Origin of the sequence: Paenibacillus oryzisoli, assembly GCF_050467285.1 — a bacterium.
GTDB lineage: Bacteria > Bacillota > Bacilli > Paenibacillales > NBRC-103111 > Paenibacillus_E > Paenibacillus_E oryzisoli_A.
The window spans coordinates 91,999-106,391 of record NZ_JBCMUN010000020.1 but is presented as its reverse complement, the minus strand read 5'-3'; the positions used below and the strand labels follow the sequence as shown (position 1 = coordinate 106,391).

Below are 14,393 nucleotides of genomic sequence, written 5' to 3'. Positions count from 1 at the left end.
CGTGATATAGTCATAGTATCGACTAAAAATAGCACATTTTCGACTAACTTTTGAGAGAGAGAACATACCGTTTCCATCCTAAGGGAGGCCCCAATCTATGACCGACTGTTTGCAGCTTCGCATCCCGCCTTTGCCGCAATTTCTCACCATCGGCTACTCCACTTGGCCAGCCCAGGCCCAGCACTTCGGACGCACCTTCGATGTGTACGACTTGCTGCTCGTTCGCAGCGGGACGCTGTACATGACGGAAGGGGAACAAGCTTACGAGATCGGTCCAGGTGAAATGCTGCTGATGGAACCCGGCGTCCCCCACATCGGCCACAAAGCTTGCACGGAGCCAACCGGGATTTACTGGGTGCATTTCAAGCACGAGTCCCCGGCGGCCAGACTCCCGGATCATCAAGTCGCCTGGTCGGTCCGCGTGCGTGAAGGACGTGATAGCGATCTGGCGCCGCAGGAGCAATATATGTATTTGCCTAAATTCGGTACGTACGATCGGGTGGCGGTGGAACCCATTTTGGAGGAAATGCTCAGGCTGCGGCGTTCCTTGACGATGGAAGCTGCCCTTGATCAGCAGCTGCTGCTGGGAAGGCTGCTCTCGCAACTGCAAGCTTCCCTGCGGACCGAGCGGCTCGGCAGCCGCTCTTCCATCATCGCCGCACAGGTGATGCGCTATCTCGAAGCCCGTCTTCGCGAGCCGTATCATGCGGCGCAGATGGAGGATGAGCTGCACTTCAATGAGGATTATGCCGCCCGCTGCCTGCGCAAGCATACGGGACTCAGCCCGCTGCAGTATCATCATGTGGTGCGGATGGAGGAAGCGAAGCGTTTGCTCCGCACGAGCGAACTATCGCTTCAAAATGTCGGAGAATGTGTGGGTTACGAGGATTATAACTACTTTATCCGGATGTTCCGCAAAACCGTCGGGAGCACGCCGAGCGCTTACCGAAGGTCTGCTTATGGGTATGTGTGAGGTGCTTCACGATGCAGCGCAGGACGCATCCTGTGCCTATTGGGGCGCCGCAGTCGAACTGCGAACGACAAGCTCCGGCTCGATAACCGTTCTTTCGTGCGTACGCTTCTTCGCTGCCTTACCGAGCTCGCTGATGAGCAGATCGACCGCCAGCTTGCCCATTTCCTCGATCGGTTGGGCAATCGTCGTTAATGGAGGATCTGTCACCGAGGCGAGGATCGTATTGTCGAAGCCGACAATGGACAGCTCTTCGGGTACGCGCAAGATCAGCTCTTTGGCGGCCTGCAAGGCGCCGATCGCCAGCAAATCGTTGCAGCAGAACAGCGCCGTCGGCCGCTCCGCCGGCTGCAGCAGCGCCAGCGCCTGCCGCTTGCCCTCGGACAGCAAATCGTGTCCGCCGGCGGAGACGAACGCGTCCGGCAGCTCCAGCCCCGCCTCGTGCAGCGCCTCGCGCACCCCGCGAATCCGCTCCCGGCTGGAGCTGACCTTGAGGCTCTCGGCAATCACCGCGATCCGCGTATGGCCCTGCTCCAGCAAATGGCGGGCCGCCAGCCGGCCGCCGGCATAATCATTGACGAGCACAGGCAGCGTGTGCGGACTCCGCGTTTCGCGGGCGATGGAAACGATCGGAATGTCCTTCGAGACGAGCGGAGTGAGCAGGTCGTTATTATCCATCCCGGTCCCGATGATCAGGCCGTCGATGCTTTTTTGCTGCAGCAGCATCAGGTATCTCTCGATCCGCTCATCCTCGTTATGCGTGCTGCAAATGACGACGCTGTAGCCCGCATGATGCGCCTGATCCTCCACTGCGCGCGCCATCTCGGCGAAGAACGGGTTGGAAATATCGGGGACAAGCAGCCCGAGCGTGTACGTTTTTTTCCCGGTCAGCGCAGCCGCAATGACGCTTGGCCGGTAATCCAAACGCGCCATAATGCCGAAAATCTCATTCCGCCGCTCCTCGCTGATTTTCCCCTTGCCGTTAATGACCTGCGAAACTGTTGCGATCGATACGCCCGCTTCGCGCGCCACATCATAAATCGTTGCTTTCATCTTGCTTCCTCCGCCCGCTTCAATTCCGAATCGTGATTCATTCCTTCTATTATGCGGAGAAAGCCCTCGAGTTGCAATAACCCGCGGGCTTCCAGCTCATCTATTCGCTCGGCTTCGCCATCAGCCAGGCGTGGTCCGGATCGTTATGGAACTTCCACGTACGCGTCGGCCCCGCCATGACGTTCAAGTAGTACACGTCATAGCCCGGAGGCGCGCACACGGGATGGTATCCCTCCGGGACCAGCACCGTCTGCCCATCGCGCACGACCAGCGTCTCATCCAGCGAACGATCGTCCGTGTACACCCGCTGCAGCGCAAAGCCTTGCTTCGGCTCAACGTGATAGTAGTACGTTTCCTCCAGCAGCGACTCGTTCGGCAGGTCGTCGCGATCATGCTTATGCGGCGGATAGCTGGACCAATGTCCATTGGGAGTGAACACTTCCACGACAAGCAAACTGTCGGCAGGCTCCTCCTCCGGCAAAATATTATGAATCAGCCGCTCCAGATTGCCGTAGCCGCGCGTCTCGACGCCGACCTGCGCAGGCGCAATCAAGCGCGCCGCATGAGTTCCGCGCCCGGGAGCGGCGCATACGGCAATCTCCACATCCGTCAGCGCCCGCACCCCATACCAGTCCTCATTCGGAACATAGACCGAATAAGGCGGCGTCTTATCAAACACGCTCATCCGCTGTCCAATCCCGCGCCAAGCCGCCCCTTTCGTCGCAACATCCGCTCTTCCGCTCAGCAGGACGAGACACACCTCTTGACTGCCGGTATCACGGCGCAGCGTCTCGCCTTCCTTCAACTTCACGACTTGAAATCCGACATACGTCCATCCCGCCGATGCCGGTGTGACCGATAGCACGACACCTTCCTGATCCGGCGTTAACGCAGGCCCGACAATTAGCTTCGACATGCCATCAACTCCTTCATCTCATCTAGCCGCACCGGACGTCCCAGCTCTCTCGACAGCTTGGCGGCAAGCGCAATCCGTTCGGCTTGCAGGCCGTCATTGCCTTCCACCGGCAGCGCCGTCCCCTTCAAAAGACTGTCGATAAACAGCTGCGTTTCTTCCATATAAGCCGCGTTGTAACGCTCCAGGAAAAAATGCAAGGGCTTATCGCGCGTAATCCCCTCTGCCGTGGAGATTTCCGCCGTATTCGGGTGATCGTTCGTGACCGCCACGCTGCCTTTCGAGCCGAACACCTCCACGCGCTGGTCGTAGCCGTAGACCGCTTGGCGGCTGTTGTCGATGACACCGAGCGCCCCATTCGCAAACTTCAGCGTCACAATCGCCGTATCGACATCGCCATGCTCGGCGAACACCGGATTGATCAGCACGCCGCCCGCTGCGTACACTTCTTCAACTTCGCTGCCCGACACATAGCGGGCCATATCGAAGTCGTGAATCATCATGTCCATGAAAATGCCCCCGGACACCTTGATATAGTCCGGATGCGGCGGATTCGGATCGCGGGACGTAATTTTCACGATATGCGGCTCTCCGATCGTCCCTCCCTGCACATGCTCGCGCACGCGCTTGAAGTTATGATCGAACCGGCGGTTAAAACCGATTTGCAGCTTTACGCCCGCTGCACGCACCGCCTCCAGCGCTTTCTCCGTTTGCTCAATCGCCATACTCACCGGCTTCTCGCAGAAAATATGTTTCCCCGCCTTCGCCGCCTGCTCAATCAGAGGCACATGCGTATCGGTCGAGGAGCAAATAAACACCGCATCAATATCCGGATTCGCGATCAGCACCGCACTGTCTTGGACAACCAGCCCAATGCCTCTCTCCGCCGCCCAAGCCTCCAGCTCATCCCCTGCAAAAAGATCGCTGACCGCCACAACCTCTACCTGCGGCAGTCTCAGCAAATTGTCTGCATGAATTTTCCCGATGCGCCCCGCGCCGATCATGCCGACTTTCACTTTCGCCCTATTCGTCATCTATGCATGCCCTCCCGCTTTGCCTGAACTACCAAATAAACGAATTTTCGATTGCACCGTACGTTGTACAGCTTCGCGCGCCGGAATCAGATAGTTGCGGGGATCGTAAGCATCCGGATGCGCATTCAAAAAACTGCGAATCGCCGCCGTACAAGCCGCCTGATTGTCCGTGTTGACGTTGATTTTGCACGTACCTAGGCGGATCGCCTGCCGAATCTCCTCGTCCGGCAGCCCGCTGCCGCCGTGAAGCACGAGCGGCAAGCCCGTCTGCCGCTGAATCTCGCCCATCCGGTCGAAGCCCAGCTTAGGCTGGCCGCGATAAGGGCCGTGCACCGAGCCGAGTGCCGGGGCCAAGCAATCGATGCCGGTCTCGCGCACGAGGCGAACGCATTCTTCCGTCACGGCATACATCCCTTCCGCCTCGTCGACGACGAGATCGTCCTCCCGCCCGGTGATGCGGCCCAGCTCCGCTTCCACCGTGGCGCCAAGTACGTGCGCCACCTGTGTCACGCGTTGCGTCACATCGATGTTCGCCTCAAGCGAATGGTGCGAGGCGTCGATCATCACCGACGTAAAGCCGGCGTGAAGCGCCTGCACGCACACCTCAAAGGTTGAGCCGTGATCCAAGTGCAGCGCCACCGGAACGTTGATGCCATAATGGGCGATTAGCGCCTTGACCATACCCGCAATGCACGGGAGTCCGCCCATGTAGGGAATGTACGCTTCGCTGACACCGAGAATGACCGGCGCGTGCTCCGCCTGCGCCCCTTGCAAAATCGCCTGGGTAAACTCCAGGTTGTTTAAATTAAACTGCCCAACGGCATACTGGCCTTCCAGCGCCTGGTGCAGCATCTCCTTCATCGAAACGAGCGCCATCTTTCGTTACACTCCTTTTGTCAATCGAGGGCAGCCGCCACCTGCCTTACCAGCGGGCTGTCACCATTTTTTTTCGCGTATAGAATTCGACGCCATCCTTCCCGTTGGCATGCAGGTCACCGTAGAACGACTTCTTCCAGCCAGAGAATGGGAAGAACGCCATCGGCGCCGGTACGCCGAGATTCACGCCGAGCATGCCTGCATCGATCCCATCGCGGAACTGACGCACGCTGCTGCCGCTATCCGTGAAAATGCAGGCCCCGTTCGCGAACTCGGAGCGGTTCGCCAGCGCAATCGCCTCTTCCAGCGACGCCACGCGCACGATGGACAAAACAGGCGCGAAAATTTCGTCCTTCCAAATTTTCATGCCGCCCTGCACGCCGTCAAAAATTGTCGGCCCAACGAAATAACCTTCGCCGGCGGAAGCCGCATCCTTGCGTCCGTCGCGCAGCAGCAAAGCGCCTTCCTTTTCGCCGGTCTCGATGTAGGTCAGCGTGCGCGCCTTATGAGAACCGCGGATTACCGGCCCCAGGAAGACGCCATCATCGTTGCCGTTGCCGATCGTAAGCTGGTCGGCGGCCTCGACAAGCCGGTTCACAAGCGTGTCCCCGATGTCTCCCACTGCGACGACGACGGAGCAGGCCATGCAGCGCTCGCCTGCCGAGCCGAAGGAAGCGTTGATGATTTCTTTTACCGTCAAGTCCAGATCCGCATCCGGCATCACGATCGAATGATTCTTCGCTCCGGCAAGCGCTTGAACGCGTTTGCCGTGGGCGGAAGCGGTTTTGTACACGTACTCCGCGACCGGCTGCGAACCGACAAAGGACACCGCGCGAATGTCCGGATGCGCCAAAATGCCATTCACGACATCATGCGCGCCGTGCACAATATTCAATACGCCGTCCGGCAGGCCGGCTTCGGCAAACAGCTCCGCCAAACGATTCGCCAGCAGCGGCGTCCGCTCGGACGGCTTCAGCACGAACGTGTTGCCGCAGGCGATGGCGAGCGGGAACATCCAGCAAGGCACCATCATCGGGAAGTTAAATGGGGTGATGCCCCCGACGACGCCGACCGGATAGCGAAACATGCCGGACTCAAGGCCCGTTGCGATGTCCGGCAGCTGTTTGCCCATCATCAGCGACGGCGCACCTGCGGCAAATTCCACGCATTCAATGCCGCGAAGCACCTCGCCGTAGGCTTCGGCGTAGCTTTTGCCGTTCTCTCGGGTCACGAGGCGGGCCAACTCTTCCCAGTGCTCAACCAGCAGCTGCTGGTATTTAAAAAGCACTCGCGCCCGGCGCGGGACCGGCGTCCGGCTCCACCCCGCGAACGCCTCCTTGGCGTTCTCAACCGCCCGCGCCACGTCCTCTTGGCTAGAGAGCGGAACGTAGGCGATGATTTCCTCCGTAGCCGGATTGTACACCGGCTCGGTTTGTGCAGTGGCAGCGTCCACCCACTGGCCGCCGATCCAATTTTTCAACATTTGCGTCATCGTTGGTATCTCCTCTCGATCGTTACCTCGCTTGATTTAAGAAGCTGTGATTTCACCGCGATTGCAGCGCTCAATATAGTCGTGGACCGCCTCCGCCGTCGGCATCGCATCCGAGCAGCTGTGGCTGGAGATGACGATGCAAGCGGCAGCGCTGCCGAACTCCATGCTCCGCTCCAGCGTCCAGCCCTGCATCACGCCGTAAAGAAAACCGGCCGCATAGGAATCACCGGCACCGAACGTTTTTACCACTTTGGCCGGGAAGCTTTTGGCACTGTGGCCTTCCCCGTCCTGCGTATACGCTATGGAGCCGTCTTTGCCGTGCTTGATGATGACGATTTTCGCCCTGTAATCGAACCATTTGGCAGCCGTAACGCGGTCATCGTGCGCCGCATTTTCTTCAAAAACCTCCATCATATCGAACTCTTCGCGCGTGCCGAGAAGAATGTCGCACTTCTCCGCCGCCAAGTTATAGTACACGGCCGTCTCCTCCGGCGATGTCCACGTGTACGGACGGTAGTCCAGATCAAAGGCGATGACGGCGCCATGCTTTTTCGCATAGCTTAACGCCTGGAAGACCGCCTCGCGGGACGGACTCTTCGCCAGCGCCGTACCCGAGATCAGCAGCACCTTCGTCCGGGCGATCAGCGCCTCGCTCACTTCCCCCGGCGTCAGCTTCAAATCCGCTGCGTTGTCGCGATACATCAGAATGCTGCAATCCGTAGGGCTTTTAATTTCCGTAAAAGCAAGCCCTGTCACCGCACCGGTCGTATCCGTCACGACGTTCGTCGTTTCAATGTTGTTGCGGCGCAAATAATCGGCGATGAAACGCCCCATCTGGTCGTTTGCGATTTTGCCGATAAACGCGGTCTGGAGCCCGAGCCGGGACATGCCGATCGTAATATTCGCCGGCGATCCGCCGACATACTTCGTAAACGTCATCGTCTCTTCCATCGGGCGGTGAATTTCATTCGCGTTCAAATCGATGCACAAGCGTCCGATCGCCACAAAATCGAGCGGCTTTTCAGCCGGAAATTGAACATAGGTCATCAGCTTTTACCTGCTTTCCGTTGGAATGAGGGAATGAATGTAGATCAGTGCATTTTTCGCATAGTCGTAGGCAGGGTGCTCTGAGGGATCTTGCTCGCCTTCCAGCATCGCCCAACCGTTATATCCGCGTGCCAGCAATTCGCCAAGAATCGGTTTAAAATCCATACAGCCATCGCCCGGCACCGTGAATACGCCTTTTCGGATACAAGTCACGAAGTCTGACTTCGCTTCGCGCGCCTCCACCAGCACGTCCGGACGAATATCTTTCAAATGGATGTACGCGATGCGGTCGTAGTGCTTGCGCAGCACGTCCAGCGGATCTGCTCCGCCATAATAGGCGTGCCCTGTATCGAACAGCAGGTACACCAGACTCGGATCGGTCAGCGCCATAAGGCGGTCGATCTCCTCCGGCTGCTCCACAGCCGTGCCGCCGTGATGGTGGTACGTCAGCTTGAGGCCATATTCCTTGGCGATCGCGCCAGCGGCATTCAGCCCTTCAGCCAGCGACTGCCAGCCGGCTTCATCCAGCCTAATCACTTCTTGCTCATTCGGACTGCGGCGCGGGTCAAAATGCAGCGAGCCCCCCACCTCACACGTCGAAATCACCGTGCTGCCCATCGCATGCAGGAATTCGGCATGCTTCCGGTAAGCGGCAAGCTCGGATGCCCGATAAGCCGGATCGGAGAACAGCACTGACTTCCACTGGGATACGAGCCGGATGCCCCGCTTGGACAGCTCCGCTTGCAGCACGACTGGGTCCGTCGGATATTTCCGTCCCATTTCCGTGCCGGTTAGGCCCAGCTTCTGAATCTCATCGACAATTTGCTCAAACGTCGTATCGGCGCCATGCTCGCGCACGTCCTCGCCGACCCAGTTAATCGGATGAATGCCCAGCTTAAAAGGCAGCTCTGCCATATGTCGTTCTCCTCCCTCAGATCAGCTTCACAGCATCGATGTGCGCCTTCATCTCTCCGTGCGCCGCAACGACTTTCTCGCTGACGGACACTTCCGGGACGCCGACCTGCCACCACGATGCATAGCCGTCCGTGTTCGTTCCGGGCACAACCTTGATTTCAATCAACGTTGTGATGGTTTCTTGCTTCGCCGCCTCCAGCGCCAGCTTCAGCTCCTCCGCCGTGCCGGCTGTGTACGCTTTCGCGCCTAAGCTGCGGGCATGGGCTGCAAAATCAATCGGTATGAAGCTACCGGTCAGCCCCCCGGTCTCGCTGGAGCGGAAGCGGAATTCGTTGCCGAAACCGTCACTGCCTTGGCTTCGCTGCAGATTATGAATGCATTGGAACCCGTGATTGTCAAAAAGCAGCACCGTCACCTTGCGCCCTTCCTGCAAGGAGGTGACAAGCTCGCTGTGCATCATGAGGTAGCTGCCATCCCCCACTAGCGCGTACACCTCGCGGTCAGGCTCCGCCAGCGCGGCGCCGAATGCGCCCGCCACCTCGTAGCCCATGCAGGAGAAGCCATACTCCATGTGGTACGTTTTGGGCTCCGAAGGCCGCCACAACCGGTGCAGGTCCCCTGGCAGGCTGCCGGCCGCACAGACGATCACCGCGGACGGCGCAATGCGCTCGTTGATCACGCCCAGCGCCCTCGTCTGCGCGAGGCCGTCTTCATGCTCGAGCGCGTAGAGGCGATCCACTTCCGCGTCCCACTCGCGCTTGAGTCCGGCGATTTCCGCCTCGCCGTAACCGGTGCGGTAATCGGCGGCAGCGAGCGCCGCGTGAAGCGCTTTCAAACCCTCCCTGGCATCGGCGGTAATCGCGACACTATTGAGCTTCACCGCATCGAAGCCGGAGATGTTGAGGTTCACGAACTGCACGTCCGGATGGCCGAAGGCCGACTTGGACGACGTCGTGAAATCGGAGTAGCGCGTGCCGACGCCGATAATCACATCCGCCTCTTGCGCGAGGCGATTCGCCGCAAGCGTGCCGGTCACCCCCACCGCGCCGGTCTGGAGCGGATGGTTCCACGGCAGTGCGCTTTTGCCTGCTTGGGTTTCGGCGACCGGGATGCCGAACCTCTCCGCAAAAGCGGCAAGCTCTTGCGTGGCGCCGGCGTACAGCACGCCGCCGCCGGCAATGAGGAGCGGTCTGCGCTTGCCCTGCAGCATCGAAGCCGCTCGCTGAACCGCGTCCGCCGCCGCCGGGCGGCGGTCGATGTAGTGCACTTTCCGCTCGAAGAAGGAAAGTGGATAGTCGTAAGCCTCGGCCTGCACGTCCTGCGGCAGCGCAAGCGTCACCGCTCCGGTCTCCGCCGGATCGGTCAGCACCCGCATCGCCTGCCGGGCGGCCGTCAGCAGCTGCTCGGGACGAACGATCCGGTCCCAATACTTGCTGACCGGCTTAAAAGCATCCGTCGCCGACACCGTATAATCGCCGGCGACCTCGAGCTGCTGCAGCACCGGATCGGGCTGCCGCGAAGCGAAGTTATCTCCCGGCAGCAGCAGCACCGGGATACGGTTGACGGTCGCCGTCGCCGCCGCCGTCACCATGTTCAAGGCGCCGGGGCCGATCGACGTCGTGCAGGCGTAGATTTGCAGCCGGTTTTTCTGCTTCGCGTACGCCGCAGCCGCATGGACCATGCCCTGCTCATTTTTGCCTTGCACATACGTGAGAAGGCCTGCGCTGCGCTCCAGCGCTTCTCCCAGCCCCGTGACGTTGCCGTGGCCGAAAATGCCCATCACCCCTTGAACAAACTTCGTCTCCACGCCGTCAACCGCAACATATTGATTATCCAGAAATCGAAGTAAAGCTTGTGCCATCGTTAAGCGAATCGTGCTCATAGCGGCTGGCATCTCCTTTTAAAGTTTTGTGGATTAAGCGCTTAACCCAGTATGGAAATTGCCTAACCCGCTCGCAGAGGTTAAGCGCTTAATCCAAGTATTGATTTGATCATACTACAGGAATGATTTTACAACAACACCTTTTTTCCCAGCTTTGTCCAATTGGTGTTTCATTGCCGTCCGCGACCACCGGCTTCAGTTCGGCAGCCTCCGCGCCGGCCAGCATCATGATGCCGCTGCCTTGATTATCGGGGGCATATTCGGATCAGACTGGATCGGATCGGCATCCAGATCCAGATCCAAATCCAAATCCACGACTGCAAATCTAGTTATTCCCTGGAGTTACTCCCCTGGAAATCGTTCACTCCTGAGCGGTCGCCAAGGCGAATTTTCATCCTTTGAGCTGCCGTGCAGCGACATGATTTGGCTGCTTAAGTGAAGTTAGAACTGAAGATGCTGATGAATGGCGAGAGTGAGGGATATGGGGCCGAGAGTAGCTTTCAAATCTGTAGGCATTTTCCTCCCTCCTCTCCAGATCAAAGAAAAGCCTGCGGTTCTGCAGGCATTTTGAGCGAGAACCCACTTTTGGCGTGGATTCCTCGGCTCGAAAAACTGCTAGATCGCAGGCTTTTTGCGGAACGCTATTTTTGCTTAGAATTCCTTTATAATCGGTAACTACTTCGGTGCCAAGAGGCACGCGGAAAGGTGACCCCGTTGGTGGGATGCTAGCTGAACAAGAGTACGCCTAGAGGTGCATTTCGACAATGCTGATGGGGGTGGGGGGCCGAGCAGGCATTCCAAATGGGCGACAAGCCTGCAAAAAAGCAGGCATTTCCCCCCCTACCTTCCTGATTCAATGAAAAGCCTGTAAAAAGGCAGGCATTTTGGGCAAGGATTCACTTTGGGAGCGAGTCTAGCCTAAAAAACTGCTTTATCGCAGGCATTTTGAGAAAAGTGCCATTTTCATGGAAAATTCCTGCTTATTCGCAGGAATTCGCCAGTTATCTCCATCACAAGCAAGTACTAAGTAGTTACCATAATCGCGGGCATCAACTATCCACCTCGCCAGGTACCTGTATCGCCCCAAAGCAAGATCCAACCCGTCCTCTTCCCCATGGGTGGAGGAACGGCGCGTTCATCAACCAACCGACCGCCGCACCGAGTAATGCGCGCCTATTCGTCCCCGTTACAACGCCTCAGCCGGATTCAGCAGCTTCGGCCGCTCACAGTTGCTCGCCATCACGTAGTGCTGGCCGCTGTCCGACGCGTCATGGAACCCGTGCATCGCTTCCAGCACGTGATATGCGAGTGCGCCGTTCGCGCGGTGCTCCGACGCGTCGCCCGTCAGCAGCGCCTTCGCCAGCGCCGCAACGCCCAATCCGCGCGTATTGGCGTGGTAGCCGTGCGACAGCGGCACCGGCTGCCAATCCGAACCATGCTTGCGCAGCAGCACTTCGCCGCTGAAGTTGTTCGGATTCGGCACGCTCAGTGAGCCGTGACTGCCGTAAATCTCAATATGCGGTAGCTTCGTCCCCTCCATGATGTCAAAGCTGGTCACGAGCGTCGCAATCGCGCCGCCGTGGAAATCCAGCACACCTGCGACATGCGTCGGGGTGTCGACGACAATCTTTTGCCCGCGCTTCTTCTCGCTTGAAATCGTCCGCTCCGCGAACGAAATGCCCGTCGACCCCGTCACCCGGCGAATCGGCCCCAACAGGGCAACCAGCGCCGTCAAATAGTACGGCCCCATATCGAACATCGGCCCGCCGCCTTTGGCGTAGTAGAACTCCGGATCCGGGTGCCAGTGCTCGTGGCCTTTGCCCATCATGAACGCGGTCGCTGCCACAGGCGTCCCAATCCAGCCGTCTTCGATCAGCTTGATGCACGTCTGGATGCCGCCGCCCAGGAACGTGTCCGGCGCGCTGCCGACGAGCAGCCCTTTGCGCGCCGCCAGCTCGAGCACGCGCTGCCCTTCCTCGCGTGTCACCGCCAGTGGTTTTTCCACATATACGTGCTTGCCCGCTTCCAGTGCTTGCAGACACACGTCGGCATGCGCCGCCGGGATCGTCAAGTTCACCACAATGTCGATCGCCGGGTCTGCGAGCAGCTCGCTCACCGAATACGCATGCGGAATGCCGAATTCCTCGGCGCGCGCCTTCGCACGACTCACATCGAGGTCCGCGCAAGCCACTAGCTCAACTCCGGCAAACGTCGGAAGATTTTTCATATAAATCGAGCTGATATTGCCGCACCCGATAATACCCACTTTTTTCTTGCTCATGACGCTTCGGTTCCTCCTCAAAATCCGCATACTTGCGTTCTTTTCATTTGCACTTGTATTTGCACTCGCACCTGCACTCACATGCAGCGCCGTTCTACCCTTTAACGTGTCGCCCACAACAACCCGCGCCGCATCAGTTCTAGCGTCTCGGGCATGCGCACGATGTTCGCTTGATGGCCAAGCGAGTTGTAGTACACTTTGCCGACGCCGTACGTTTTCGTCCAGACAACCGGCATCTCCACATCGCCGAAATCCGTGACCGCATGCACCTGAATCGCCGGGTCCACATGCATATAATACTTCTCGGACACGACGACAAAATCGTCGATCCCCTGCGTGAGCGGCTGCTCCCGATCCTTCATGCGCACGGTATATGTGACGCCGTCGTTGCCCGGATGCGCCACCCATTGGCCGCCGACCATGTACTGATATTCGACTTCGTTGCGGAACGAATCGCCCATCCCGCCGTGGCAGCCGGCAATCCCGGTGCCGCCTTCTTTGACGGCAGCGAGCAGCGGAGACAGCTGTTCCTTCTCGATTTTGCCCATCGTCCAGACCGGCACGATCAGATCGATGCCCGCCAATTTCTCCGTGTCCCTGAAACTGTCCAGTGTATCCGAAACCTCGACGCCGTAACCTTCATTCCGCAGCAATCCCGCAAAAATCCCGGCAACCTCCTCAGGCTGATGCCCGTCCCAGCCGCCCCATACAATGAGTGCTTGTTTTGCCATCGCGCTTACGCCCCTCTCCCTCGTTACACTTCGCTGATTTTCACCCATCGGCGCTGCGCAATGGATTGATCCACCGCTTCCAGCACCTCCTGGCACTTCACGCCGTCCACAAAATTCGGCACCGGCTGACGCTCTTCTGCGAGCGCATTCATTAACTCCACAACTTCATGCACAAACGTGTGCTCATACCCGATCGTGTGCCCCGCAGGCCACCAGGCATCCATGTACGCATGCGGCGCATCCGTCGCCAATACGCGTCTAAAGCCCTGCACATCCTCATCATCGCTCGTAAAATACACCTGCAGCTCGTTCATCCGCTCGAAATCGAACTTCACACTGCCCAAACTGCCGTTAATCTCAAAAGAATTCGTACACCGATGCCCCGGCGCAAACCGCGTCGCCTCAAAGCTGCCCAGCGCACCGCCCGCAAAACGCGCCATAAACAGTGTCGCATCGTCCACCGTCACCGGTCCGTGCGGAGCGTCTTTGCTGCCCTTGGCACTGAGGCCCGTCATCGAAGACGGCAGCGGCCTTTCCTTCACGAACGTCTCGCTCATGCCGATAACCTCTTCCATGTCGCCGACGAGGAAGTGCGCCAGATCAATGAGATGCGCCCCCAAGTCGCCGTGCGAACCGGAGCCGGCAACTTCCTTCTGCAAGCGCCAGACGAGCGGGAACGTCGGATCGACGATCCAGTCCTGCAGGAACCAGGCGCGGAAATGATAAATCGTGCCGAGGCGGCCGCTCTCCACGAGCTTCTTCGCCAGCTGCACTGCCGGAGCAAAACGGTAGTTGAAGCCGACCATATGCTTCACGCCTGCCGCCTCCGCCGCTTCCAGCATCTCCCTTGCATCCGCAAGGGTCAGCGCCAGCGGCTTCTCGCAGAACAGGTGCTTGCCCGCCTTGGCCGCCGCTAGCGCTATCTCCTTGTGCGCATCGCTCGGCGCATTGATGTCGACCACGTCGACATCCGGGTGATTCACCAGCTCGCGCCAATCGGTCACATACCCTTCCCAGCCGAACTGCTGGGCAGCCTGCTTCACGCCGGCTTCATCGCGCCCGCAGATCAGCTTCATCACCGGCTTTGCCGCCTGTGGAAAAAACATCGGCAAATCCTTGTACGCGTGACTATGCGCCTTGCCCATAAATTTATAGCCAATCATCCCAATGTTGAACGACTTCATGCGTTGAACCGCCTC

12 protein-coding genes are annotated in these 14,393 nt (G+C 58.8%); 1 reads left to right on the top strand and 11 read right to left on the bottom strand.

Translation table 11 applies throughout. The features are described from left to right. Window positions 1-97: 97 nt before the first annotated feature. A complete protein-coding gene (locus ABE504_RS28110) occupies window positions 98-973 on the top strand; it encodes an AraC family transcriptional regulator (RefSeq protein ID WP_430095247.1) in 876 nt (291 codons plus the stop codon). Window positions 974-1,009: 36 nt separating this feature from the next. On the opposite strand, the gene ABE504_RS28105 is transcribed toward ABE504_RS28110, so the two are convergent. The 11 genes from ABE504_RS28105 to ABE504_RS28055 all read right to left on the bottom strand — a co-directional run bounded on the left by ABE504_RS28105 (window position 1,010) and on the right by ABE504_RS28055 (window position 14,378). Then, a complete protein-coding gene (locus ABE504_RS28105) occupies window positions 1,010-2,023 on the bottom strand; it encodes a LacI family DNA-binding transcriptional regulator (RefSeq protein WP_430095245.1) in 1,014 nt (337 codons plus the stop codon). 100 nt (window positions 2,024-2,123) lie between these two features. After that, a complete protein-coding gene (gene iolB, locus ABE504_RS28100; protein ID WP_430095243.1) occupies window positions 2,124-2,939 on the bottom strand; it encodes a 5-deoxy-glucuronate isomerase in 816 nt (271 codons plus the stop codon). Next, the gene (gene iolG / locus ABE504_RS28095; protein ID WP_430095241.1) at window positions 2,927-3,970 is read right to left on the bottom strand and encodes an inositol 2-dehydrogenase; all 1,044 of its coding nucleotides are present in this window, start codon (window positions 3,968-3,970) and stop codon (window positions 2,927-2,929) included. The genes iolB and iolG overlap by 13 nt, the downstream gene beginning before the upstream one ends. After that, window positions 3,971-4,846, bottom strand: a complete 876-nt coding sequence (fba, locus tag ABE504_RS28090; protein WP_430095239.1) for a class II fructose-1,6-bisphosphate aldolase — start codon at window positions 4,844-4,846, stop codon at window positions 3,971-3,973. Between the two features lie 46 nt (window positions 4,847-4,892). Then, the gene (locus ABE504_RS28085) at window positions 4,893-6,338 is read right to left on the bottom strand and encodes a CoA-acylating methylmalonate-semialdehyde dehydrogenase (RefSeq protein ID WP_430095237.1); all 1,446 of its coding nucleotides are present in this window, start codon (window positions 6,336-6,338) and stop codon (window positions 4,893-4,895) included. A 36-nt stretch (window positions 6,339-6,374) separates the two neighbouring features. Next, complete coding sequence (gene iolC, locus ABE504_RS28080; protein ID WP_430095235.1) at window positions 6,375-7,385, bottom strand: 5-dehydro-2-deoxygluconokinase; 1,011 nt, start codon at window positions 7,383-7,385, stop codon at window positions 6,375-6,377. A gap of 6 nt (window positions 7,386-7,391) precedes the next feature. After that, the gene (iolE, locus tag ABE504_RS28075; RefSeq protein WP_430095233.1) at window positions 7,392-8,300 is read right to left on the bottom strand and encodes a myo-inosose-2 dehydratase; all 909 of its coding nucleotides are present in this window, start codon (window positions 8,298-8,300) and stop codon (window positions 7,392-7,394) included. A gap of 16 nt (window positions 8,301-8,316) precedes the next feature. Beyond that, window positions 8,317-10,182, bottom strand: coding sequence for a 3D-(3,5/4)-trihydroxycyclohexane-1,2-dione acylhydrolase (decyclizing) (iolD, locus tag ABE504_RS28070; RefSeq protein ID WP_430095231.1), 1,866 nt, complete (start codon window positions 10,180-10,182; stop codon window positions 8,317-8,319). 1,186 nt (window positions 10,183-11,368) lie between these two features. Then, the gene (locus tag ABE504_RS28065) at window positions 11,369-12,463 is read right to left on the bottom strand and encodes a Gfo/Idh/MocA family protein (protein WP_430095229.1); all 1,095 of its coding nucleotides are present in this window, start codon (window positions 12,461-12,463) and stop codon (window positions 11,369-11,371) included. Between the two features lie 101 nt (window positions 12,464-12,564). After that, complete coding sequence (locus tag ABE504_RS28060) at window positions 12,565-13,194, bottom strand: ThuA domain-containing protein (protein ID WP_430095227.1); 630 nt, start codon at window positions 13,192-13,194, stop codon at window positions 12,565-12,567. 23 nt (window positions 13,195-13,217) lie between these two features. Then, complete coding sequence (locus ABE504_RS28055) at window positions 13,218-14,378, bottom strand: Gfo/Idh/MocA family protein (protein ID WP_430095225.1); 1,161 nt, start codon at window positions 14,376-14,378, stop codon at window positions 13,218-13,220. Window positions 14,379-14,393: the final 15 nt, after the last annotated feature.

Coding starts and splice junctions, on each gene's coding strand:
- ABE504_RS28110 (WP_430095247.1), top strand. CDS start 98: ATGACCGACTGTTTGCAGCTTCGCATCCCGCCTTTGCCGCAATTTCTC.
- ABE504_RS28105 (WP_430095245.1), bottom strand. CDS start 2,023: ATGAAAGCAACGATTTATGATGTGGCGCGCGAAGCGGGCGTATCGATC.
- iolB (WP_430095243.1), bottom strand. CDS start 2,939: ATGTCGAAGCTAATTGTCGGGCCTGCGTTAACGCCGGATCAGGAAGGT.
- iolG (WP_430095241.1), bottom strand. CDS start 3,970: ATGACGAATAGGGCGAAAGTGAAAGTCGGCATGATCGGCGCGGGGCGC.
- fba (WP_430095239.1), bottom strand. CDS start 4,846: ATGGCGCTCGTTTCGATGAAGGAGATGCTGCACCAGGCGCTGGAAGGC.
- ABE504_RS28085 (WP_430095237.1), bottom strand. CDS start 6,338: ATGACGCAAATGTTGAAAAATTGGATCGGCGGCCAGTGGGTGGACGCT.
- iolC (WP_430095235.1), bottom strand. CDS start 7,385: ATGACCTATGTTCAATTTCCGGCTGAAAAGCCGCTCGATTTTGTGGCG.
- iolE (WP_430095233.1), bottom strand. CDS start 8,300: ATGGCAGAGCTGCCTTTTAAGCTGGGCATTCATCCGATTAACTGGGTC.
- iolD (WP_430095231.1), bottom strand. CDS start 10,182: ATGAGCACGATTCGCTTAACGATGGCACAAGCTTTACTTCGATTTCTG.
- ABE504_RS28065 (WP_430095229.1), bottom strand. CDS start 12,463: ATGAGCAAGAAAAAAGTGGGTATTATCGGGTGCGGCAATATCAGCTCG.
- ABE504_RS28060 (WP_430095227.1), bottom strand. CDS start 13,194: ATGGCAAAACAAGCACTCATTGTATGGGGCGGCTGGGACGGGCATCAG.
- ABE504_RS28055 (WP_430095225.1), bottom strand. CDS start 14,378: ATGAAGTCGTTCAACATTGGGATGATTGGCTATAAATTTATGGGCAAG.